At 64.3% G+C, this 20,575-nt stretch carries 24 protein-coding genes; 20 read left to right on the top strand and 4 right to left on the bottom strand.

Annotated features, from left to right (window positions below; genetic code table 11):
• Positions 1–190 precede the first annotated feature (190 nt).
• The 11 genes from iscR to AC3XQU_RS06005 all read left to right on the top strand — a co-directional run bounded on the left by iscR (position 191) and on the right by AC3XQU_RS06005 (position 8,645).
• Positions 191–682 (top strand): Fe-S cluster assembly transcriptional regulator IscR, encoded by a 492-nt coding sequence (gene iscR / locus AC3XQU_RS06055; protein ID WP_489873249.1) that lies wholly within the window; start codon positions 191–193, stop codon positions 680–682.
• Positions 682–1,938: an IscS subfamily cysteine desulfurase gene (locus tag AC3XQU_RS06050; protein WP_489873248.1), complete on the top strand. Its 1,257-nt coding sequence runs from the start codon at positions 682–684 to the stop codon at positions 1,936–1,938. The genes iscR and AC3XQU_RS06050 overlap by 1 nt, the downstream gene beginning before the upstream one ends.
• 27 nt (positions 1,939–1,965) lie before the next feature.
• On the top strand, positions 1,966–2,355 hold the full coding sequence (gene iscU / locus AC3XQU_RS06045) for a Fe-S cluster assembly scaffold IscU (RefSeq protein ID WP_489873247.1): 390 nt from the start codon (positions 1,966–1,968) through the stop codon (positions 2,353–2,355).
• 25 nt (positions 2,356–2,380) lie between these two features.
• Entirely contained in the window at positions 2,381–2,704 is a 324-nt protein-coding gene (iscA, locus tag AC3XQU_RS06040) for an iron-sulfur cluster assembly protein IscA (RefSeq protein ID WP_489873246.1), read from the top strand.
• Positions 2,705–2,710: 6 nt separating this feature from the next.
• Positions 2,711–3,226: a Fe-S protein assembly co-chaperone HscB gene (gene hscB, locus AC3XQU_RS06035; protein ID WP_489873587.1), complete on the top strand. Its 516-nt coding sequence runs from the start codon at positions 2,711–2,713 to the stop codon at positions 3,224–3,226.
• Between the two features lie 202 nt (positions 3,227–3,428).
• Entirely contained in the window at positions 3,429–5,318 is a 1,890-nt protein-coding gene (hscA, locus tag AC3XQU_RS06030; RefSeq protein ID WP_489873245.1) for a Fe-S protein assembly chaperone HscA, read from the top strand.
• A gap of 88 nt (positions 5,319–5,406) precedes the next feature.
• A complete protein-coding gene (gene fdx, locus AC3XQU_RS06025; protein ID WP_489873244.1) occupies positions 5,407–5,748 on the top strand; it encodes an ISC system 2Fe-2S type ferredoxin in 342 nt (113 codons plus the stop codon).
• 23 nt (positions 5,749–5,771) lie between these two features.
• On the top strand, positions 5,772–5,966 hold the full coding sequence (gene iscX / locus AC3XQU_RS06020; protein WP_489873243.1) for a Fe-S cluster assembly protein IscX: 195 nt from the start codon (positions 5,772–5,774) through the stop codon (positions 5,964–5,966).
• Positions 5,953–6,846: a class I SAM-dependent methyltransferase gene (locus AC3XQU_RS06015; protein ID WP_489873242.1), complete on the top strand. Its 894-nt coding sequence runs from the start codon at positions 5,953–5,955 to the stop codon at positions 6,844–6,846. The genes iscX and AC3XQU_RS06015 overlap by 14 nt, the downstream gene beginning before the upstream one ends.
• Positions 6,847–6,864: 18 nt before the next feature.
• Positions 6,865–7,896, top strand: a complete 1,032-nt coding sequence (ltaE, locus tag AC3XQU_RS06010; RefSeq protein WP_489873241.1) for a low-specificity L-threonine aldolase — start codon at positions 6,865–6,867, stop codon at positions 7,894–7,896.
• Complete coding sequence (locus AC3XQU_RS06005) at positions 7,893–8,645, top strand: rRNA pseudouridine synthase (protein ID WP_489873240.1); 753 nt, start codon at positions 7,893–7,895, stop codon at positions 8,643–8,645. Before ltaE ends, AC3XQU_RS06005 begins: the two co-directional genes overlap by 4 nt.
• A gap of 80 nt (positions 8,646–8,725) precedes the next feature.
• Here AC3XQU_RS06005 and AC3XQU_RS06000 read toward each other — a convergent pair whose 3' ends face one another.
• Genes AC3XQU_RS06000 through AC3XQU_RS05985 form a run of 4 tightly spaced genes read right to left on the bottom strand, consistent with a single transcriptional unit; the run spans position 8,726 to position 10,944 of the window.
• Complete coding sequence (locus AC3XQU_RS06000; protein ID WP_489873239.1) at positions 8,726–9,238, bottom strand: RDD family protein; 513 nt, start codon at positions 9,236–9,238, stop codon at positions 8,726–8,728.
• Positions 9,225–9,920 (bottom strand): DUF3106 domain-containing protein, encoded by a 696-nt coding sequence (locus tag AC3XQU_RS05995; RefSeq protein ID WP_489873238.1) that lies wholly within the window; start codon positions 9,918–9,920, stop codon positions 9,225–9,227. Before AC3XQU_RS05995 ends, AC3XQU_RS06000 begins: the two co-directional genes overlap by 14 nt.
• Before the next feature lie 53 nt (positions 9,921–9,973).
• Positions 9,974–10,378: a DUF3619 family protein gene (locus AC3XQU_RS05990; protein WP_489873237.1), complete on the bottom strand. Its 405-nt coding sequence runs from the start codon at positions 10,376–10,378 to the stop codon at positions 9,974–9,976.
• Positions 10,375–10,944 carry an RNA polymerase sigma factor gene (locus AC3XQU_RS05985; RefSeq protein WP_489873236.1) on the bottom strand — a complete coding sequence of 190 codons (570 nt, stop codon included), beginning with the start codon at positions 10,942–10,944 and terminating at the stop codon, positions 10,375–10,377. The genes AC3XQU_RS05990 and AC3XQU_RS05985 overlap by 4 nt, the downstream gene beginning before the upstream one ends.
• Positions 10,945–11,153: 209 nt before the next feature.
• Between AC3XQU_RS05985 and AC3XQU_RS05980 the strand changes: the two genes are divergently transcribed.
• The 9 genes from AC3XQU_RS05980 to pssA all read left to right on the top strand — a co-directional run bounded on the left by AC3XQU_RS05980 (position 11,154) and on the right by pssA (position 20,510).
• A complete protein-coding gene (locus AC3XQU_RS05980; protein WP_489873586.1) occupies positions 11,154–12,029 on the top strand; it encodes a TauD/TfdA dioxygenase family protein in 876 nt (291 codons plus the stop codon).
• Between the two features lie 12 nt (positions 12,030–12,041).
• Positions 12,042–13,040 carry an ABC transporter substrate-binding protein gene (locus AC3XQU_RS05975; protein WP_489873235.1) on the top strand — a complete coding sequence of 333 codons (999 nt, stop codon included), beginning with the start codon at positions 12,042–12,044 and terminating at the stop codon, positions 13,038–13,040.
• 2 nt (positions 13,041–13,042) lie between these two features.
• The gene (locus tag AC3XQU_RS05970) at positions 13,043–13,891 is read left to right on the top strand and encodes an ABC transporter ATP-binding protein (RefSeq protein WP_489873234.1); all 849 of its coding nucleotides are present in this window, start codon (positions 13,043–13,045) and stop codon (positions 13,889–13,891) included.
• Complete coding sequence (locus AC3XQU_RS05965; protein ID WP_489873233.1) at positions 13,888–14,757, top strand: ABC transporter permease; 870 nt, start codon at positions 13,888–13,890, stop codon at positions 14,755–14,757. Before AC3XQU_RS05970 ends, AC3XQU_RS05965 begins: the two co-directional genes overlap by 4 nt.
• Before the next feature lie 456 nt (positions 14,758–15,213).
• Positions 15,214–16,938, top strand: coding sequence for an acetolactate synthase 3 catalytic subunit (locus AC3XQU_RS05960; RefSeq protein ID WP_489873232.1), 1,725 nt, complete (start codon positions 15,214–15,216; stop codon positions 16,936–16,938).
• On the top strand, positions 16,938–17,429 hold the full coding sequence (gene ilvN, locus AC3XQU_RS05955) for an acetolactate synthase small subunit (protein ID WP_171081384.1): 492 nt from the start codon (positions 16,938–16,940) through the stop codon (positions 17,427–17,429). Before AC3XQU_RS05960 ends, ilvN begins: the two co-directional genes overlap by 1 nt.
• 31 nt (positions 17,430–17,460) lie before the next feature.
• Positions 17,461–18,477, top strand: a complete 1,017-nt coding sequence (gene ilvC, locus AC3XQU_RS05950) for a ketol-acid reductoisomerase (RefSeq protein ID WP_489873231.1) — start codon at positions 17,461–17,463, stop codon at positions 18,475–18,477.
• A 325-nt stretch (positions 18,478–18,802) separates the two neighbouring features.
• Positions 18,803–19,573, top strand: a complete 771-nt coding sequence (locus AC3XQU_RS05945; RefSeq protein ID WP_489873230.1) for an SIMPL domain-containing protein — start codon at positions 18,803–18,805, stop codon at positions 19,571–19,573.
• Between the two features lie 73 nt (positions 19,574–19,646).
• Complete coding sequence (pssA, locus tag AC3XQU_RS05940) at positions 19,647–20,510, top strand: CDP-diacylglycerol--serine O-phosphatidyltransferase (protein WP_489873229.1); 864 nt, start codon at positions 19,647–19,649, stop codon at positions 20,508–20,510.
• The last annotated feature ends 65 nt before the right edge of the window (positions 20,511–20,575 follow it).

Here is a 20,575-nt window from a genome sequence, read left to right as displayed (position 1 = left end):
GACGCGTGGGGGAGACGGTTGCCCACCCTGCGGTTTTGGGGGCCTCCAAGACAACAGGGTCAGGATTTGCTATACTTGACTAAATCGTTCAACTAATCGGGTTATTCGGCAGGCAGCATCAGGAGTTTGATTGTTGCAGTGCGTCGATGAGTTGGAAAGAGGCAATATTTTAACATTAACCGGGGTTGTGATGCGTCTGACCACCAAAGGCCGTTTTGCTGTTACCGCGATGATCGATCTCGCCCTGCGCCAGGGCAATGGTCCGGTCACGCTGTCGGGCATCAGCCAGCGCCAGGCAATCTCGCTGTCCTACCTGGAGCAGCTGTTCGGCAAGCTGCGCCGCCACGCCATCGTCGAGTCGATCCGTGGCCCGGGCGGCGGCTACAGCCTGGCGCGCGCTGCCGCCAAGGTGACGGTGGCCGACATCATCATCGCGGTCGACGAGCCGCTCGACGCCACCCAGTGCGGCGGCAAAGAGAATTGCCATGGCGCCGATGCTGCTTCCGGCACCCGTTGCATGACCCACGAACTGTGGACCACGCTCAACGCCAAGATGGTCGACTACCTCGATTCGGTCTCGCTGCAAGACCTGGTCGACCAGCAGAAGCAGAAAGAACAAAACGTCGTGGTGCTGCACCGACCCGCCGCCGCCGTACAGAAAATTGAAACCGGAGTGAACTGATGAACGCGCCTTTGGACAAAACCACCCAGCAGAGCTTTGCGACTGCGCCGCATTTCCCGATCTACATGGACTACTCGGCCACCACGCCGATCGATCCGCGCGTAGCCGACAAGATGATTCCCTTCCTGCGCGAGCAGTTCGGTAATCCCGCCTCGCGCAGCCACATGTACGGCTGGACCGCCGAAGCGGCCGTCGAGGAAGCGCGCGCCCACGTGGCCGCCCTGGTCGGCGCCGATCCGCGCGAGATCATCTGGACCTCCGGCGCGACCGAGTCGAACAACCTGGCGCTCAAGGGCGCGGCCCAGTTCTACAAGAGCAAGGGCAAGCACATCATCACGGTCAAGACCGAGCACAAGGCCGTGCTGGACACCGTGCGCGAACTCGAACGCGTCGGCTTCGATGCGACCTACCTCGAGCCGCAGGACAACGGCCTGATCACCGTCGAGCAGCTCGCCGCGGCGATCCGCCCGGACACCATCCTGGTCTCGGTCATGCTGGTCAATAACGAGATCGGCGTGATCCAGCCGATCGACGAGATCGGCGAGCTGTGCCGCAGCAAGGGCATCATCTTCCACTGCGACGCCGCGCAAGCGACGGGCAAGGTCCATATCGACCTGGAAAAGACCAAGTGCGACCTGATGACCTTCACCGCGCACAAGACCTATGGTCCGAAGGGTATCGGCGCCCTGTACGTGCGCCGCAAGCCTCGCGTGCGCCTGGAAGCGCAGATGCACGGCGGCGGCCACGAGCGCGGCCTGCGTTCGGGCACGCTGCCGACCCACCAGATCGCCGGCATGGGCGAGGCCTTCCGCATCGCCAAGGAAGAGATGGACACGGAGATCGTGCGCATCACCGCACTGCGCGACCGCCTGGCCAAGGGCCTTATGGAGATCGAAGAGGCCTACATCAACGGCGACATGGCGCACCGCGTGCCGCACAACCTGAACGTCTCGTTCAACTACGTCGAGGGCGAGTCCCTGATCATGGCGATCAAGGACATCGCCGTGTCGTCCGGTTCGGCCTGCACCTCGGCCAGCCTGGAGCCGTCGTACGTGCTGCGCGCCCTGGGCCGCAGCGACGAGCTGGCGCACAGCTCGATCCGCTTTACCATCGGCCGTTTCACGACCGAGGAAGACATCGACTTCACCATCAACCTGCTGAAGTCGAAGGTCGGCAAACTGCGCGAACTGTCGCCGCTGTGGGACATGTTCAAGGAAGGAATCGATCTGAACTCGATCCAATGGGCAGCCCACTAATCACACCAGAATTCTAGGAGCACTACCATGGCATATTCGGACAAAGTACTGGACCACTACGAGAACCCGCGCAACGTCGGCGCCTTCGACAAGGGCGACGATGCGATCGGCACCGGCATGGTCGGCGCGCCGGCCTGCGGCGACGTGATGAAGCTGCAGATCAAGGTCAACGACCAGGGCATGATCGAAGACGCGAAGTTCAAGACCTATGGCTGCGGTTCGGCCATTGCATCGAGCTCGCTCGTGACCGAATGGGTCAAGGGCAAGTCGCTGGACGAGGCGCTGTCGATCAAGAACACCCAGATCGCCGAAGAACTGGCACTGCCGCCGGTGAAGATCCACTGCTCGATCCTGGCGGAAGACGCGATCAAGGCCGCCGTCGCCGACTACAAAGCCAAGCACGCCGTGAAGGCGTAACACGTTAGATATTGGAGTACGCCCCATGGCCATCACCCTGACCGAAAAAGCCGCGAAGCACGTCAACCGTTACCTCGAACGCCGGGGCAAGGGCATCGGCTTGCGTTTCGGTGTGCGCACGACCGGCTGCTCCGGCCTGGCCTACAAGCTCGAATACGTCGATGAAATGACGCCGGAAGACCAGGTCTTCGAGTCGCACGGCGTGAAGGTCTTCGTCGACCCGAAGAGCCTGGCCTATATCGACGGCACCGAACTGGACTTCGCGCGCGAAGGCCTGAACGAGGGCTTCCGCTTCAACAACCCGAACGTCAAGGACAACTGCGGCTGCGGCGAAAGCTTCCGCATCTAATCCATGATGCAGAACCATTTCGAGCTGTTCCAGCTGCCGGCACGCTTCACGGTCGACGCCGACGCGCTGGACGCGGCTTACCGCGAAGTGCAGGGGCGCGTGCACCCGGACCGTTTCGTGAACGCCACCGACGCCGAAAAGCGCGTCGCCATGCAGTGGGCGACGCGCGCCAACGAGGCCTACCAGACCCTGCGTAGCCCGCAAAAGCGCGCGCAGTACCTGTGCGAACTCAATGGCGTCGACCTGCAGACCGAGTCGAACACGTCGATGCCGGCTGCCTTCCTGATGCAGCAGATGGAATGGCGCGAGGAGCTCGACGATGCGCGCTCGTCGAAGGATGCGGGCGCCCTGGACGCGCTCGACGCGCAGGTGCGGCGCGAACGCAAGGCGATGCTGGAGCAGGTGGGCAGGCAGCTCGACGCCGGTGACTATCACGCGGCCGCGCAGGGCGTGCGCGCCATGATGTTCCTCGATAAGTTCGGGGATGAAGTGCAGTATGCGTTCGAGGCGCTGGACGCCTAGCCGCAACCCGTAGGGTGGGCAGATTCTGCCCACGCGTTCAACTCCAGCATGATCTGCTACTGCGCCAACACTGGCTGAACGCGTGGGCGTCATTCCGGGCATTGCCCGAAATGACCCTGCCCACCCTACGGGACACGATCCGCATCGGCCAGCGTAATCCAGGCCCGCCGCAACAAACAAGAACAACACAGGTAACACGACAATGGCACTACTCCAAATCGCCGAACCCGGCATGTCCACCGCCCCGCACCAGCACCGCCTGGCGGTCGGCATCGACCTGGGCACCACCAACTCGCTGGTCGCCACCGTCCGCAGCGGCATCCCGGAAGTGCTGAGCGACGAGGACGGCCGCCAGCTGCTGCCTTCGGTGGTGCGTTACCTGGCCAACGGCAATGCCAACATCGGCCACAAGGCGCAGGCGCACCAGACCACGGACCCGAAGAACACGGTGGTGTCGGTCAAGCGCTTCATGGGCCGCGGCTTGAAGGACATCGCCCACGCCGAGAACCTGCCCTACGACTTTGTCGACGGCCCCGGCATGGTGCAGATCAACACGGTCGCCGGCGTCAAGAGCCCGGTCGAGACCTCGGCCCAGATCCTGGCCACGCTGCGCCAGCGCGCGGAAGACGCGCTCGGCGACGAACTGGTGGGCGCGGTCATTACCGTGCCGGCCTATTTCGACGACGCCCAGCGCCAGGCCACCAAGGATGCGGCCCAGTTGGCCGGCCTGAACGTGCTGCGCCTGCTGTCCGAGCCGACCGCCGCCGCCATCGCCTATGGCCTGGACCACGCCAAGGAAGGCGTCTACGCCGTGTACGACCTGGGCGGCGGCACCTTCGACATCTCGATCCTGAAGCTCTCCAAGGGCGTGTTCGAAGTGCTGTCCACCGGCGGCGACTCGGCCCTGGGCGGCGACGATTTCGACCACCGCCTGTTCTGCTGGATCATGGAGCAGGCCAAGCTGGCGCCATTATCGGACCAGGACACGGCTACCCTGATGGTCAAGGCGCGCCAGGCCAAGGAACAGCTCTCGACCAACGACGAGACAACCATCGAGGCGATCCTGAAATCGGGCGAGCTGGTACAGCTGACCATCACCGCACATACCTTCGCCGAGATCACCAAACATCTGGTCGGCAAGACCATGAACGCGATCCGCAAGGCGATGCGCGACGCCGACGTGAGCGTGGAGGATGTCGACGGCGTCGTGATGGTCGGCGGCGCCACGCGCATGCCGCACGTGCGGCGCGCCGTGTCCGAGTTTTTCCACACGATCCCGCACGCGAACATCGACCCGGACAAGGTGGTGGCGCTGGGCGCGGCCATCCAGGCCAACCTGCTGGCCGGTAACCGCGCCGAGGGCGACGACTGGCTGCTGCTGGACGTGACCCCGCTGTCGCTGGGCATCGAGACCATGGGCGGCCTGGTGGAAAAGATCATCCCGCGCAATTCGACGATTCCCTGCGCCCGCGCGCAAGAGTTCACCACGTTCAAAGATGGCCAGACCGCGCTGGCGGTGCACGTGGTACAGGGCGAGCGCGAGCTGGTGTCGGATTGCCGCTCGCTGGCGCGCTTCGAACTGCGCGGCATCCCGCCGATGGCCGCCGGCGCCGCGCGCATCCGCGTGACCTACCAGGTCGACGCCGACGGCCTGCTGTCGGTGTCGGCGCGCGAGACGCGCTCCGGCGTGGAAGCCTCGATCACCGTCAAGCCGTCCTATGGCCTGGGCGACGACGAGGTGGCGCGCATGCTGCAAGATTCCTACTCGTCGGCCCAGGGCGACATGCAGATGCGCGCGCTGCGCGAAGAGCAGGTCGAGGCCGAGCGCATTTTGCTCGCGACGCAGTCGGCGCTGGCGTCCGACGGCGACCTGCTGGCCGAGGCCGAGCAAAACGAACTGGCGACGCTGGTGCAGGGCGTGCGCGATGCGATCGCGCGCTCGAACGATGCGGCGATCGAGCCGGGCGTGCGCCAGGACGCCTTGCATGCAGCCGTGCAGGCGCTGGCCAAGGGCACCGACGAATTCGCCGCCCGCCGCATGGACAAGAGCGTGAGGCGCGCGCTGGCGGGCAAGTCGCTGGACGAAGTGTAACGATCAGGTATCGTTCGTCCTGTGCCGGAACGACGGCGTCAACGGCGCGGGTCGGACGGAATCAAACAAATATAACGAGGTAACCCAAGTGCCACAAATCGTCATCCTCCCTCATCCAGTCCTGTGCCCGGAAGGCGCCGTGCTGGAATCCCCGGCCGGCAAATCGGTCTGCGACGTGCTGCTCGAGAACGACATCGAGATCGAGCACGCCTGCGATCGCGTCTGCGCCTGCACCACCTGCCACATCATCGTGCGCGAAGGCTTCGCCTCGCTGAACGAGCAGGAAGAAAAAGAAGAAGACATGCTCGACAAGGCCTGGGGCCTGGAGCCCAATTCGCGCCTGTCCTGCCAGGCCATCGTCGCCGACGAAGACCTGGTCGTGGAAATCCCGAAGTACACGATCAATCACGCAGCCGAAAAAAATCACTGAGCGTCTCAGGGCGGGAGCCGAACATGAAGTGGACCGACGTCAGCGCCATTGCCGAATCCCTGCTTGAAAAGTATCCCGAGGTCGACCCCGCCACCGTGCGCTTCGTCGACCTCCATAACTGGGTCGTCGGCCTCGACGGCTTCGACGACGACCGCACGCGCGGCGGCGAACGCGTACTGGAAGCCATACAGGCAGCATGGATCGATGAAGCACGCTAAACACACCCCCACCAAAGCCCCGGCCGTCGCGGAACTGCCGCCGGAAGTGCGCCCCGGCCAGTCGGTCGAACTGCTCAAGGAACTGCACATCCTCACGCGCGACGGCAAGTTGAACCAGGACAGCCGCCGCAAGCTCAAGCAGGTCTACCACCTGTACAACTTCATCGAGCCGCTGCTGCGCGATGTGCAGGGCGACAAGCAGGGCGTCTCGCTGGTCGACCACGGTGCCGGCAAGTCCTATCTCGGCTTCATCCTCTACGACCTGTTCTTCAAGGGCCTCGAAGACGGCTCGCACATCTACGGCATCGAGACGCGCGAAGAGCTGGTGAGCAAATCCACCGAGCTCGCGGCGCGCCTGGGCTTTACCGGCATGTCCTTCCTGCCGCTGTCGGTCGCCGAGTCGACCACGTCAAGCAGGCTGCCCGCGACCATCGACATCGTCACCGCGCTGCACGCCTGTAACACGGCCACCGACGACGCCATCGATTTCGCGCTCAAGAAAAAAGCGAAACACATGGTGCTGGTGCCGTGCTGCCAGGCCGAGATCGCGACCGTCCTGCGCAAGAACAAGGGCAAGGACCTGGGCCGCAGCGCGCTGACCGAGATCTGGCGCCACCCGATCCACACCCGGGAATTCGGCAGCCAGCTGACCAATGTGCTGCGCTGCCTGCAGCTGGAAAGCCACGGCTACCAGGTGACCGTGACGGAACTGGTGGGCTGGGAGCATTCGATGAAGAACGAGCTGATCGTCGCCACCTACAAGAATTTGCCGCGCCGCCGCCCGACCGAACGCCTGCACGAGGTGCTGGCCGAGCTGGGACTGGATGAAATGAAGACGCGCTTCTACACCCCGCAAGCTGACGCCTTGAGCACCGACTGACTACGGATTGAGAACGAGATGAGCGACAAGAACAACTGGATCGACCTGCGCAGCGACACCGTCACCCAGCCATCCGAAGCGATGCTGGCGGCAATGGGGCGCGCCGAGGTCGGCGACGACGTCTACGGCGACGACCCGGCGGTCAACCGCCTGCAGGAATACGCGGCCGACCTGTTCGGTTTCGAGGCCGGCATGTTCGCGCCCTCGGGCACGCAGACCAACCTGATCGCCCTGATGACCCACTGCGGCCGCGGCGACGAATACCTGGTCGGCCAGGAAGCCCACACCTACAAGTACGAAGGCGGCGGCGCCGCGGTGCTGGGCAGTATCCAGCCGCAGCCGATCGCCAACCAGCCGGACGGCAGCATCGCGTTGACGGATATCGAGGCCTATATCAAGCCCGACGACATCCACTTCGCGCGCACCCGTTTGCTGGCACTGGAAAACACCATCGGCGGGCGCGTGCTGCCGCGCGACTACGTCGCGGCTGCCACCAGGCTGGCCCACGACAAGGGCCTGGCCACCCACCTGGATGGCGCACGCATCTGCAATGCGGCCGTCTCGCAAGCCATCAGCCTGCGCGCTGTCGTCGCCGGGTTCGACACCGTCTCGGTCTGCCTGTCGAAAGGCCTGGGCGCGCCGGTCGGTTCCGTGCTGCTGGGCCCGAAGTCCTTCATCGAGCAGGGCAAGCGCTGGCGCAAGATGCTCGGCGGCGGCATGCGCCAGGCCGGCGTGATCGCCGCGGCCGGACAGTACGCGCTCGAGTACAACGTGCAGCGCCTGGCCGAAGACCACGACAATGCCGCAGCCCTGGCGCGCGGCCTGTCGGAGATCGAGGCGCTGAAGGTAGGCACGCCGCAGACCAACATCTTCTGGATGGATGTGCCTGCAAGCGCCTGCGCGCCGCTACGTGAGCACTTGACGCGTGCAGGCATCCGCGCCACGGTCGGCCCGCGCATGCGCCTGGTAACCCACCTGGACGTCTCCAATGCCGATGTCGCGCGCACGGTCGCCGCCTTCAAGGACTTCTTCGCCGGAGGGCAGGCATGAGCGAACAGATCAAACCTGCCGACGACGGCATCCGCCTGGCCAAGCGCGTCGCCGCCCAGCTGGGCTGCTCGCGCGCCGAAGCCGAGCGCTATATCGCCGGCGGCGGCGTGAGCGTCGACGGCGAGATCAACGAAGACCCGGCCAGCCGCGTGCTGCCGAGCCAGGAAGTGCGCGTGAAACCAGGGGCCTCCGCCGAGCAAGCGCCGCCCGTCACCATCCTGCTGTACAAGCCGGCGGGGTTGAATTCGGGCGTAGGCGCGCGCGGCGAACCGGCGCTTGGCTGCATCACGCCCGAGGCCCATGCCGCGCAGGGCCACGGCCAGCAGCGCTTCCTCAAGCGCCACCTGAACAGGCTCACCTTGACCACCCCGCTGGAAACCGATGCCAGCGGCCTGGTGATTTATTCGCAGGACTTCCGCGTGGTGCGCAAGCTCGTGGACGACGCGGCCAAGGTGGAGCAGGAATACATCGTGGAAGTGGCCGGCACGATCAAGGAAGGCGGCCTGGCGCTGCTCAACCACGGCCTGAAGTTCAGCGGCAAGCCGATCGCGCCGATGAAGGTGAGCTGGCAGAACGAGCACCGCCTGCGCTTTGCGCTCAAGGACGTCAAGCCGGGCTTGATCGACCACATGTGCGGCGAGGTGGGGCTGGAGATCGTCGACATGCGCCGCATCCGCATCGGGCGCGTGCCGCTGGCAGGGCTGGTGGTGGGGCATTGGAGGTATTTGCTGGATTACGAGCGGTTCTGACGAGGCCCTCGATCCGTGTAAAAAAAGGGGGACGATGCCAATGGCGCCGTCCCCTTTGTTCCTTTGCGTCAGGAGCGAACTTACTTGCGCACCACTTTCGGCAACGCGATCAACCTCGTCCCCGCCAGCCGGTCGTGCAGGAACTGCCTGTCCTTGTCCAGGAAGGCCGTCAGCGCCCACGCCGCCATGCCCGCCATCAGGGCAAACGCCATCTGCTTGCCCTTCAATCCAAACGCCCAGCACACCAGCAGCGCCGGCAGGAACCACCCCCAGGCAAACAGGAAACGCAGCGCCGCGGTCTTGAGCGGCACCTTGGCGTAGCCCAGCTTCACCACCTTGATGCGCCAGGTTTTCATGGCCAGGGTATGCCCGCTCTCGGTCCAGCAGTAGATGAAGTACACGGCCGTCACCAGCAGCACGAACAGGTTGCGCCCGTGCTCGGCCACCGGATGCTGGCTGTTCAGGGTCACCAGGAGGTAGAGCGCCACGGCCAGGATCTGGACCGACAGCAGCAGGAAGAATTCGTAGAGCATGGCGAACACGCGGCGACGGATGGTCGGCGTGGCGACAACGACAGGATCAGTGGCTTGCATTCGGCGAGGACGGGGCGGCGGAAGAAGGAGCGGCAGGTGCGGGTGCGGGGGGCTGCGCGGCCGGGGGCGACGAGGTAATCACCGTCGGCACGGTGGCCGGCGCCGGGGCCGCCGATGGCGCGGGGGCGGCCGGCAGGATGCAGGCGGTGCCGCGGCGCATGGCGCCCGGCGGGCAGGGCGTCGGCATCTCGATGATCGGCGCCTGCGGCACGGCCGGCGCGCCCTGCGGACGGGACGTACCGGAGCGTGCGAGTTTGCGCCGCTCTTCCGGCGAGAGCTGCTTGTAGCTCTCCCAGTTGGCGGCCTTTTCGCCGGGAGCCAGCTTGCGGGTCTTGCTGTAGTTCTCGCGCGCGAGGTTGCGCTGGGCCGGGGTCAGGCGCATCCACTGGCGCATGCGCTCGTGCACGCGGCCTTGCTCGGCCGCGTTCATCGAGGCGAAGCGGTGCGACAATTCGAGCCAGCGGCGCTTGCGCATGCCGTCCATGCCGTCCCATTCGGCCTGCAGCGGCTTGAGCGCGGCCTGCTGGCTGCGCGAGAGTTCGCGCCACAGCGGCTTGTCGAGGGTCTTGGCGGCCGGCTTGGCGCCGGCGGAGGTGGTGGCGGGACTGCCGGCGCCGCGCGCGGCGGGCGCCGTCGATTCGGACCGGTTGTATACCGCCCAGGTCGCGGCCCCGGCAATCAAGACCGCTGCCGCAGTTGCAACAACGGCGATGCGAGGCTGTCGAGCGGACTTCGTCATTGCTGGCGCTGTTGCGACTCCATGTAGGCGTTGAAGCCCTGGTCGAGGTAGGCCGTGAGGGGCAGCTCGTCGGCCAGCACGGCCGCGTCGATCTCGGCCATGGCGGCCACGCGCTGCTGCTGCTCGTATTGATAGACGCCGCCCATGCCGAAGACCAGCGCCAGCATCGGCGCGGCCACTGCCAGGCGCGCCAGCGCCGGACCGGTGAACAGGGCCTGGATGTCGAGCCAGCGGCGGCCGGCCGGGCGCGAAGCTGCATGAGGCGCGTCGGCCTTCTTGCGCGACAGGGCGCGCGCCCGCGCGGCAGCAAGGCGCTCGCCGGTCGCCGCCGGCAGCGTGTCGAGGTTCTCGTTCAGGGCATGGCGTATCTTGTACGCCAGATTGATGTCGTCCGTGTTCATAGCTTGATTCCCTTGGCCTTGAGCGCCGCGGCGAGAGCGTGAGTAGCGCGGGAGCAGTGCGTCTTGACGCTCCCCTCGGAACAACCCATCGCCTCGGCCGTCTCCGCCACGTCCATATCCTGCCAGTAACGCATGAGGAAGGCTTCCCGTTGACGCGTCGGGAGCTTTTCTACTTCTTGTTCGATGATGCGCAAGGTTTGTGCGCGCTCAAACTGGTCCGCGCTCGACTCGGCAGCGGCCGTTCCCGCCTCGGCTTCATAGGAGGAAAGTATATCAAACTCCTCATCTTCACCTTCCGGCCGGCTAAAGCCCGAGAACAAACTTACCCAGGTATTGCGCACCTTTTCGCGGCGGAAGTAGTCGAGGATGGTGGTTTGCAGAATACGCTGGAACAGCATCGGCAGCTCGGCCGCCGGCTTGTCGCCGTATTTCTCGGCCAGCTTGATCATCGCGTCCTGCACGATGTCGAGCGCCGACTCGTCCTTGCGGACCGCATAGACCGCCTGCTTGAACGCGCGCCGTTCGACATTCTCGAGGAAGTCGTTGAGTTCTTTATCTGTGGCCATGCGTCGTGAAAGGGGCGGTCAAGCGAATGCCGTGAGGAAAACTCACGAATCCTAGCAAAAAACCAAGTCGGGTGCACCGAATTCGCACAGTGGAGCGCCGCGGGAGGCGTTTGGCTGGCAAAAACTGCATGAAGTTAGTCGAAATGATTCGTTGTTGGGCTAGCGGCGCGTGGCTATTCTGGAATCACGATTACTTCCCTTCGCTCATCATGCCGCTCGACTCGACCCGCCAGGATTTCGACATCCGCCCGTTTCTCAACCAGCCGCTCGGCGCCGAAGTGCTCGGCCTCGACCTGAGCCAGCCGCTCGCCATCGACGACTTCGACCGCCTGCACCGCGCCCACCTCGAACACCACGTGCTGGTCTTCCGCGACCAGACCTTCACGGCGCAGCAGCAGATCGATTTCAGCCGCCGCTTCGGCCAGCTGCAGATCCACGTGCTGCGCCAGTTCCAGCTGCCCGGGCACCCGGAAGTCATGATCATCTCCAACATCCGCGAGAACGGCGAGCCGATCGGCCTGGGCGACGCCGGCCACTTCTGGCATTCCGACCTGTCCTACAAGGCGGTGCCGAGCCTGGGCTCGATGCTGCACGCGCAGGAGCTGCCGGGCGAAGGCGGCGACACCCTGTTCGCCAACCAGCACGCCGCCTACGAGGCGCTGCCCTCGACACTCAAGCGCGAGATCGCCGGCCTGCGCGCCGAGCACAGCTACCTGGCGCGCTACGAAGAGCTGCGCGCCCGTAACCCGTGGCGCCCGAAGCTCACCCAGGAACAGATCGATGAAGTGGTCCCCGCCGTGCATCCGGTGGTGCGCACCCACCCGGAGACGGCGCGCCGCGCGCTGTTCGTCAGCGAGCATTTCACCACCCGCCTGCTGGGCCTGCCGCCCGAGCGCAGCCGCGAGCTGCTCGACCTGCTGTTCGAGCACAGCACCCGTCCCGAGTTCGTCTACCGCCACCGCTGGCAGCCGAACGACCTGGTGTTCTGGGACAACCGTTCGCTGATGCACCTGGCCACGCCTTTCCCGCAGGAGCAGCGCCGCAAGATGTACCGCACCACCATCGAGGGCGATGTCCCGTTCTGAACCGGAGAAACCATGAAAAAGAACATTACCGCGGCGCTCGTGGCGCTGGCGCTCGGCGCATCTTCCACGGCGCAGGCCGAAGGCAAGATCCGTATTGCCGAGCAGTTCGGGGTCGTCTACATGCTGCTCAATGTGGCGCAAGACCAGAAGCTGATCGAAAAGCACGGCAAGAAGCAGGGCGTCGACATCGATGTCGACTGGGTCAAGCTCTCGGGCGGCTCGGCCGTGAACGACGCGCTGCTGTCGAATTCGATCGACATCGCCGGCGCCGGCCTGGGGCCGCTGTTGACGATCTGGGACCGCACCAGCGGGCGGCAGAACGTGCGCGCCGTCGCTTCGCTCGGCAATTTCCCGTATTACCTGGTCAGCACCAATCCGGCGGTGAAGACCATTGCCGACTTCAGCCAGAAAGACCGCATCGCCCTGCCTGCAGTCACGGTGTCGGTGCAGGCACGCATCCTGCAGATGGCCGCCGCCAGGCAATGGGGCAAGGCGGAATTCAAGAAGCTCGACCCGCTCACGCAGACGGTGCCGCATCCGGACGCGGCGGCGGCCGTCATTGCCGGCAAGACCGAGCTCAATGCCCACTTCGGCAACCCGCCTTTCCAGGACCAGGAGCTGGCCGGCAACCCGCAGGCGCGCGTCGTGCTCAATTCCTATGACGTGCTGGGCGGGCCGAGTTCGGCCACCGTGCTGTACGCAACCGAAAAATACGTCAAGGAGAATCCGAAGACTTACCGCGCCTTCATCGACGCGCTGGTCGAGGCGGCGCAGCTGGCCTCGACCAATCCCGAGCTGGCGGCCGACGCCTACCTGCGCGTCAACAAGGGCAATATCGACCGGGCTCTACTCTTGAAGGTGATCAGGAACCCGCAGGTGCAGTTCAAGGTGTCGCCGCAGAACACGCTCGGCCTGGCCCAGTTCCTGCACGAGGTTGGGGCGATCCGCAACAAGCCGGCCAGCTGGCGCGACTATTTCTTCGTGCACCCGGCGCTGGACAAGGGGAGCTGAGCATGAGTCCGCTGAACCTGGTGCCGCCGCCCGTGCCCGAACCCCTGCTGCGCGCCGAACACGTCACCATCGAATACAAGGGCGAGCACGGCACCGTGCGCGCGACCGAAGACGTCAGCTTCGACGTCTACCAGGGCGACCGCTTCGTGCTGCTGGGGCCTTCGGGCTGCGGCAAGTCGACCTTGCTCAAAGCCGTAGGCGGTTTCATCGCGCCGCAGGCCGGTAGTTTGCGGCTGGATGGGAAGGCGATCACCCGGCCGGGGCCGGACCGGATCGTCGTGTTCCAGGAGTTCGACCAGCTGCCGCCGTGGAAAACCGTGCGCGAGAATGTCATGTTCCCGATGCTGGCCGGCGGCATCAAGCGCAAGGAAGCCGACCTGCGCGCGCGCCACTGGCTGGGCAAGGTGGGGCTGGCGCGCTTTGCCGATGCGTATCCGCATACCCTCTCGGGCGGGATGAAGGCGCGGGTGGCGATTGCGCGGGCGCTGGCGATGCAGCCGGCGGTCTTGCTCATGGATGAGCCGTTCGCGGCGCTCGATGCGCTGACGCGGCGCAGCATGCAGGAAGAGCTGCACGCGCTGTGGGAAGAGATCGGCTTCACCATGCTGTTCGTGACGCATTCGATCGAAGAAGCGCTGGTGGTGGGGAACCGGATTCTGTTGTTGTCGCCGCATCCGGGCAGGGTGAGGGCGGAGCTCAATAGCCATCAGTTCAGTTTGGCCAGCGCGGGCAGCACCGAGTTCCAGGGGGCGACGCAGAGGATTCATCATTTGCTCTTTGGTGACGAGCGTGGTTCGCATGAGCCGGACCGCGTGGGCAAGAAACTTGCCCACCCTACGGGAATCGCATGATGAACCATCCTCCTGTCCGTCCGGAGTTCATCCTTGACGCCGCCGTGGCCGGCCCTGGTCCGACGGCAATCGCGGTCCACACCCGTAGTTTTACATTCCCCGACCTCGGCTGGCTGCGCAAACTGGGCATGCTGCTGGCGATTTCGGGCATCTGGGAGCTGGTGGCGCGCTGGTTCGACAACGACCTGCTGCTGCCCGGCGCCATCCAGACCGCCAAGGCCTTCGGCGCGGGTGTCGCTTCCGGCGAACTGTGGGGCTATATCAGCGTCTCGCTGCAGGTGCTGGTGCAGGGCTTTTCGCTGGGTGTGCTCGGCGCCTTCCTGCTGACCTGGCTGGCCGTCTCGCACAAGGTGGGCCGCGAGCTGATCGATACGCTGGCTTCGATGTTCAACCCGCTGCCGGCGATCGCGCTGCTGCCGCTGGCGCTGCTGTGGTTCGGGCTGGGCAAGGGCAGCCTGCTGATGGTACTGGTGCATTCGGTGCTGTGGCCGCTGACCCTGAACGCCACCGCCGGTTTCCGCTCGGTGCCCGAGACCCTGCGCATGGCCGGCCGCAATTACGGCCTGGGCGGGCTGCGCATGGTGCTGCAGATCCTGATTCCGGCCGCGCTGCCGGCCATCCTGTCGGGCCTAAAGATCGGCTGGGCCTTCGCCTGGCGCACCCTGATCGCGGCCGAGCTGGTGTTCGGCAGCACTTCGGGGCAGGGCGGGCTTGGCTGGTACATCTTCCAGAGCCGCAACGAACTGTTCACCGACAAGGTGTTTGCGGGGCTGGCCGCCGTCATCCTCATTGGCCTTGCAGTCGAACACCTCGTGTTCCAGACCCTGGAGCGCGTCACCATCAGGCGCTGGGGCATGCAGCGTTGAGCGCGCCAGACAATTGTACTGTCTTCGACGATGCGCCTTGCCCTGGTGATTTCGTCAGGCGCGCATGAAAATGCGCACCATTTTGGACCGGGATAAATTTTTTTCTTGAAGTCTTGACCAAAATGGTGCAACGCAGTAATGTGATTGAACGCTTTGCACCCCCGAAGCTCTCCGGTCATCCGGACAGGCACATAAGGCCTGGTCCGGTTTGACGCGCTTTCATTTGTAGGCAGTTTGCTCCGACCCGCGCCAAAAGCGCGAGAGATGCGATTGACCGCCACAGACACTCAAGCCGAACGAGTTGCGCCCAGCGCCCGTGCGTAAGGACCCTACGGCGTCCTGAACCACCGACGTGACCGCAGAGAGAAGGGACGCATGAGAGCTGTCGCGCGTTGACGCGTTTCGTTAGGAACGGGCATCCGATCAAACCACCCTTTGGGTCTTGAAAGGAATGACATGAATAACGAAGCATCAGTCCCCATCACGGGCGCTGAGATTGTGGTGCGTTGTCTCGCGGAAGAGGGCGTCAAGCACGTCTTCGGTTATCCGGGCGGGGCCGTCCTCTATATCTACGACGCCATCTTCAAGCAGGACAAATTCCAGCACGTGCTCGTGCGACACGAACAGGCCGCGGTGCATGCCGCCGACGCCTATTCGCGCAGCTCGAACACCGTGGGCGTCGCCCTGGTCACCTCGGGGCCCGGCGTGACCAATGCCGTCACGGGCCTCTCGACCGCCTACATGGATTCGATCCCGATGGTGGTCATCACCGGCCAGGTGCCGAGCCATGCGATCGGCCAGGACGCCTTCCAGGAATGCGATACCGTCGGCATCACGCGTCCGGTGGTCAAGCACAACTTCCTGGTCAAGGACGTCAAGGACCTGGCCGTCACCATCAAGAAAGCCTTCTTCATTGCCCGCACCGGCCGTCCCGGTCCCGTGCTGGTCGATATCCCGAAGGACATCAGCATGCACAAGTGCGTGTACGACTATCCTCGCGAGATCGAGATGCGTTCGTACAAGCCGGTCGACAAGGGCCATGCGGGCCAGATCCGCAAGGCCGTCCAGCTGCTGCTGCAGGCCGAGCGCCCGATGATCTATGCGGGCGGCGGCGTGATCCTGGCGAACGCCTCGCAGGAACTGAACCGCATGGTCGACAAGCTCGGCTTCCCGGTGACCAATACGCTGATGGGCCTGGGCGCCTCGCGCTCGAGCAGCCCGCATTTCGTGGGCATGCCGGGGATGCACGGCACCTACGAAGCGAACATGGCGATGCAGAACTGCGACGTCCTGATCGCGATCGGCGCGCGCTTCGACGACCGCGTGATCGGCAACCCGAAGCACTTCGCCTCGCACCCGCGCAAGATCATCCACATCGACATCGACCCCTCGTCGATCTCCAAGCGCGTGAAGGTGGACATCCCGATCGTCGGCAACGTCAAGGACGTGCTGGTCGAACTGCTCAACCAGCTGGAGGCCGCCGCGCCCCCGAACGCTAACGCGCTGCAGGACTGGTGGAAGCAGATCGCGCAGTGGCGCGGCAAGGATTGCCTGGCCTATGCGCCGTCGGATGAGCTGATCAAGCCGCAATCGGTGATCGAGCAGCTGCACCGCGTGACCGGCGGCGACGCCTTCATTACCTCGGACGTGGGCCAGCACCAGATGTGGGCCGCGCAGTACTACGGCTTCGACAAGCCGCGCCGCTGGATCAATTCCGGCGGCCTGGGCACGATGGGCGTCGGCCTGCCGTATGCGATGGGCGTGCAGATGGCGAACCCGGGTTCGACGGTCGCCTGCGTCACCGGCGAAGGCTCGATCCAGATGTGCATCCAGGAGCTCGCGACCTGCAAGCAGTACCACCTGACCCCGAAAATCATTTTGCTGAACAACCGCTTCCTGGGCATGGTCCGCCAGTGGCAGCAGATCGACTACGGCTCGCGCTATTCCGAGTCCTATATGGACTCCTTGCCCGACTTCGAAAAGCTGGCCGAGGCCTATGGCCACGTCGGCATGCGCATCGAGAAGCCGGGCGACGTGGAAGGCTCGCTGGTTGAGGCCTTCGCGATGAAGGACCGTCTGGTGTTCATGAACTTCCTCACCGACCAGAGCGAGAACGTCTGGCCGATGGTCAAGGCCGGCGCCGGCTTGAGTGAAATGCTGCTCGGATCGGAGGACCTGTAATGCGACACATTATCTCCGTCCTCCTCGAGAACGAAGCCGGTGCGCTGTCGCGCGTGGTCGGGCTGTTCTCCGCACGCGGCTACAACATCGAAACCCTGACGGTGGCGCCGACCGAAGACGCGACCCTGTCGCGCATGACCATCGTCACCAGCGGCTCGGACGACATCATCGAGCAGATCACCAAGCACCTGAACCGCCTGATCGAAGTGGTAAAAGTGGTCGACCTGACCGAGGGCGAGCACATCGAGCGCGAGCTCATGCTCATCAAGGTGCGGGCGGTCGGCAAGGAGCGCGAGGAAGTCAAGCGCACCGCCGACATCTTCCGCGGCCGGATCATCGACGTGACCGAGAAGACCTACACGATCGAACTGACCGGCGCCAAGAGCAAGCTCGATGCCTTCATCGGCGCCCTCGACCGCGCGTCGATCCTGGAGACCGTCCGTACCGGCGGCTCGGGCATCGGCCGCGGCGAGCGCATCCTCAAAGTCTGATAATTCACATCAAAAAAATTAAGGAATGACCATGAACGTTTTCTACGACAAAGACTGCGACCTCTCCCTCGTCAAGGGCAAGAACGTCGCCATTATCGGCTACGGCTCGCAGGGCCACGCTCACGCACAGAACCTGAGCGAATCGGGCGTGAACGTCACCGTCGGCCTGCGCCGCGGCGGCGCTTCGTGGAACAAGGTCGAGCAGGCCGGCCTGAAGGTGCTTGAGGTGGACGAAGCGGTGAAAAACGCGGACATCATCATGATCCTGCTGCCGGACGAGAACATCGCCGAGGTCTACAAGCAGAACGTCGAGCCCAACGCCAAGCAGGGCGCCGTGCTGGCCTTCGCCCACGGCTTCAACGTCCACTACGGCCAGGTGGTGCCGCGCGCCGATCTGGATGTGATCATGATCGCCCCGAAAGCGCCGGGCCACACCGTGCGCAACACCTACAAGCAGGGCGGCGGCGTGCCGCACCTGATCGCGGTCTACCAGGATACATCCGGTTCGGCGCGCGACATCGCGCTGTCGTATGCGATGGCCAACGGCGGTGGCCGTGCCGGCATCATCGAGACCAACTTCCGCGAAGAGACCGAGACCGATTTGTTCGGCGAACAGGCCGTGCTGTGCGGCGGCGCCGTGGAACTGATCAAGGCCGGCTTCGAGACCCTGACCGAAGCGGGCTACGCGCCGGAGATGGCCTATTTCGAGTGCCTGCACGAGCTCAAGCTGATCGTTGACCTGATCTACGAAGGCGGCATCGCCAACATGAACTACTCGATCTCGAACAACGCGGAATACGGCGAGTACGTCACCGGCCCGAAGGTCGTGACATCAAGCACCAAGGAGGCGATGCGCCAGTGTCTGAAGGACATCCAGACCGGCGAGTATGCGAAGAGCTTCATCCTCGAGAACAAGGCCGGTGCGCCGACCCTGATTTCGCGCCGCCGCCTAACTGCCGAGCATCCGATCGAGGAAGTCGGCGCCAAGCTGCGCGCGATGATGCCGTGGATTGCGAAGAACAAGCTGGTGGATCAGTCGAAGAATTGAGCATGTTGGCCCGGTGATTCGTTTGATATATCACTGGAGCCGAAACTGCGGGTCATACGTATCACCGTAGGGTGGGCAGATTCTGCCCATGCGTTCAACTAGCGGTAGCACGGCCGTGCCGCGGTTTTCTTGCCCTAACTATCTCCGCGTAGGCAGGAACCTGCCCACCCTACGGTTAGCGACAATTCGACCACTTCCAGTACAAATCGAGACAGGTGTTTCTCCCGAGACTTAGTTGCAACTTTCCATTACAAAAACACGATGGAAGTTGCGAAGACGGTATCGTATAAGTGACGCGTACAACCGCAAACACTGGAGAACAACAATGAACTTATCCAAAACCCTCGTCGCCGCGGCATTGCTGCTGGCCTTCCAGGCCCAGGCGCAAACCCTGGCCGCGCCATCCACTTCGGGCACGCTGGTCGTGGTGCCGGCTTTCGGCGAGGTCAAGGCCGCCAATGACCAGGCCGTGCTGTCCTTCGCCGTCGAAGAGCACGACAAGGACAAGAACGCCGCCGCCGCGCGGGTGAACCGCAAGATGAAGGAAGGCACCGACATCGTGCGGCGCGCCGATCCGCGCGCCGAGCTCAAGACCATGGGCTACTACACCTATCCGGTCTACCCCGAAGTGCCGCCCATGCCGCAACCGCTGACCCGGGCCCCGGCCAAACCGGTGCCGATCGCCTGGCGCGTCGGGCAATACCTGGAAGTGACGACGAAAAACCTGGCCGACCTGCCGAAAACCGCCGCCGCCGCGCAAAAAGTTCTGCAAATCAATGGCGTGAACTTCGGCCTGAGCCCGGACACCGAGAAGAAGCTCGACGACCAGCGCATCGCCGCCACCTACCGCAACCTGAACGCGCGCATCGCCTCGATCGCCGGCGCCATGGGCCGCAACCCGGCCGACGCCGTGCTCGATACGGTCGATTTCGAGGGCTCCGGCAACTATGCGGGCGACGCCCAGGCAGCTGGAGCCCCGCGCATGATGCAGATGAGCGCCAAGCGCGAAATGGCCGACCAGGTGCCGGAACCGAGTTTTGAACCAGGAGAAACGACTCTCCAGATGCGTCTGGTAGGCAAGGTACGATTCAAGTAGAGCTTGGCGATTCGCTAACATGCTGTTTCCGCCTCTATAATGCGGAAACAGCATTACTTGAATACGGACCCTTATGCCAAATTTTCCACGCCGTAGGCCACCTGGCTCCGCGCCGAAACCGCCACGATTTTCCCGTCTGAAGAACTTTGGGCGCCGGAAAGACCGCATCCAGGGCGAGCGCGGACGCGGCATCTACCTGCTGCCCAACGCCTTCACCACGGGCGCGCTGTTCTGCGGCTTCTACGCGATCGTCATGGCAATGAACCAGCGCTTCGAGCATGCATGCTGGGCCGTCTTCATCGCGATGATCCTCGATGGCCTGGATGGACGCATCGCGCGCCTGACCAACACCCAGTCGGAATTCGGCGCGCAGTACGACTCCTTGTCGGACATGGTGTCGTTTGGTGCGGCACCGGCGCTGGTGATCTACGAGTGGTCGCTGCGCGGCCTGGGTAAACTCGGCTGGATCGCGGCCTTCATCTATTGCGCGGGCGCCGCGCTGCGCCTGGCCCGCTTCAACACCAATATCGAGGTGGTCGACAAGCGCTTCTTCCAGGGCTTGCCCAGCCCGGCGGCAGCGGCGCTGGTGGTGGGCTTCATCATGATGATGACCGACCCGGACATCAACGTCAGCTCGCGCCAGGTGGACTGGGTGAGCTGGGCGATCGCGGTGTTCGCCGGCCTGACCATGGTGTCGAACGTGCCCTTCTACAGCTTCAAGGACGTCAACTTCCGCAAGTCGGTGCCCTTCATCGTGGTCTTCCTGATCGCCCTGGCCCTTGCGCTGCTGGCGATCGACCCGCCGAAGGTGCTGTGGCCGATCTTCGTGATCTACGGCCTGTCGGGCTATGCGGTCTTCATCTGGCGCTTCGCCAAGGGTAAACCCGTGAGCATCATCCCGCACGACGACGAGACCGACGACAGCGTGCGCCGTTAAAGGGTAGGGAAAGGGCTCGGGTGCGCGCCTTTCCCCTGGCTAACCCCTATACTCGGGCCGTTCCC

The organism is Telluria sp. AZSoR62, assembly GCF_058111565.1.
This window is presented reverse-complemented; position numbering and strand designations above follow the sequence as displayed.

Bases quoted from the DNA above. Each gene is read 5' to 3' on its own strand.
- iscR (WP_489873249.1), top strand. From the start codon at position 191: ATGCGTCTGACCACCAAAGGCCGTTTTGCTGTTACCGCGATGATCGAT.
- ilvC (WP_489873231.1), top strand. From the start codon at position 17,461: ATGAACGTTTTCTACGACAAAGACTGCGACCTCTCCCTCGTCAAGGGC.
- AC3XQU_RS05960 (WP_489873232.1), top strand. From the start codon at position 15,214: ATGAATAACGAAGCATCAGTCCCCATCACGGGCGCTGAGATTGTGGTG.
- AC3XQU_RS05980 (WP_489873586.1), top strand. From the start codon at position 11,154: ATGCCGCTCGACTCGACCCGCCAGGATTTCGACATCCGCCCGTTTCTC.
- iscU (WP_489873247.1), top strand. From the start codon at position 1,966: ATGGCATATTCGGACAAAGTACTGGACCACTACGAGAACCCGCGCAAC.
- iscX (WP_489873243.1), top strand. From the start codon at position 5,772: ATGAAGTGGACCGACGTCAGCGCCATTGCCGAATCCCTGCTTGAAAAG.
- hscA (WP_489873245.1), top strand. From the start codon at position 3,429: ATGGCACTACTCCAAATCGCCGAACCCGGCATGTCCACCGCCCCGCAC.
- AC3XQU_RS05990 (WP_489873237.1), bottom strand. From the start codon at position 10,378: ATGAACACGGACGACATCAATCTGGCGTACAAGATACGCCATGCCCTG.
- AC3XQU_RS06005 (WP_489873240.1), top strand. From the start codon at position 7,893: ATGAGCGAACAGATCAAACCTGCCGACGACGGCATCCGCCTGGCCAAG.
- ilvN (WP_171081384.1), top strand. From the start codon at position 16,938: ATGCGACACATTATCTCCGTCCTCCTCGAGAACGAAGCCGGTGCGCTG.
- AC3XQU_RS05975 (WP_489873235.1), top strand. From the start codon at position 12,042: ATGAAAAAGAACATTACCGCGGCGCTCGTGGCGCTGGCGCTCGGCGCA.
- AC3XQU_RS05965 (WP_489873233.1), top strand. From the start codon at position 13,888: ATGATGAACCATCCTCCTGTCCGTCCGGAGTTCATCCTTGACGCCGCC.
- iscA (WP_489873246.1), top strand. From the start codon at position 2,381: ATGGCCATCACCCTGACCGAAAAAGCCGCGAAGCACGTCAACCGTTAC.
- pssA (WP_489873229.1), top strand. From the start codon at position 19,647: ATGCCAAATTTTCCACGCCGTAGGCCACCTGGCTCCGCGCCGAAACCG.
- AC3XQU_RS06015 (WP_489873242.1), top strand. From the start codon at position 5,953: ATGAAGCACGCTAAACACACCCCCACCAAAGCCCCGGCCGTCGCGGAA.
- AC3XQU_RS05985 (WP_489873236.1), bottom strand. From the start codon at position 10,944: ATGGCCACAGATAAAGAACTCAACGACTTCCTCGAGAATGTCGAACGG.
- AC3XQU_RS05970 (WP_489873234.1), top strand. From the start codon at position 13,043: ATGAGTCCGCTGAACCTGGTGCCGCCGCCCGTGCCCGAACCCCTGCTG.
- ltaE (WP_489873241.1), top strand. From the start codon at position 6,865: ATGAGCGACAAGAACAACTGGATCGACCTGCGCAGCGACACCGTCACC.
- AC3XQU_RS06000 (WP_489873239.1), bottom strand. From the start codon at position 9,238: ATGCAAGCCACTGATCCTGTCGTTGTCGCCACGCCGACCATCCGTCGC.
- hscB (WP_489873587.1), top strand. From the start codon at position 2,711: ATGCAGAACCATTTCGAGCTGTTCCAGCTGCCGGCACGCTTCACGGTC.
- AC3XQU_RS05945 (WP_489873230.1), top strand. From the start codon at position 18,803: ATGAACTTATCCAAAACCCTCGTCGCCGCGGCATTGCTGCTGGCCTTC.
- AC3XQU_RS06050 (WP_489873248.1), top strand. From the start codon at position 682: ATGAACGCGCCTTTGGACAAAACCACCCAGCAGAGCTTTGCGACTGCG.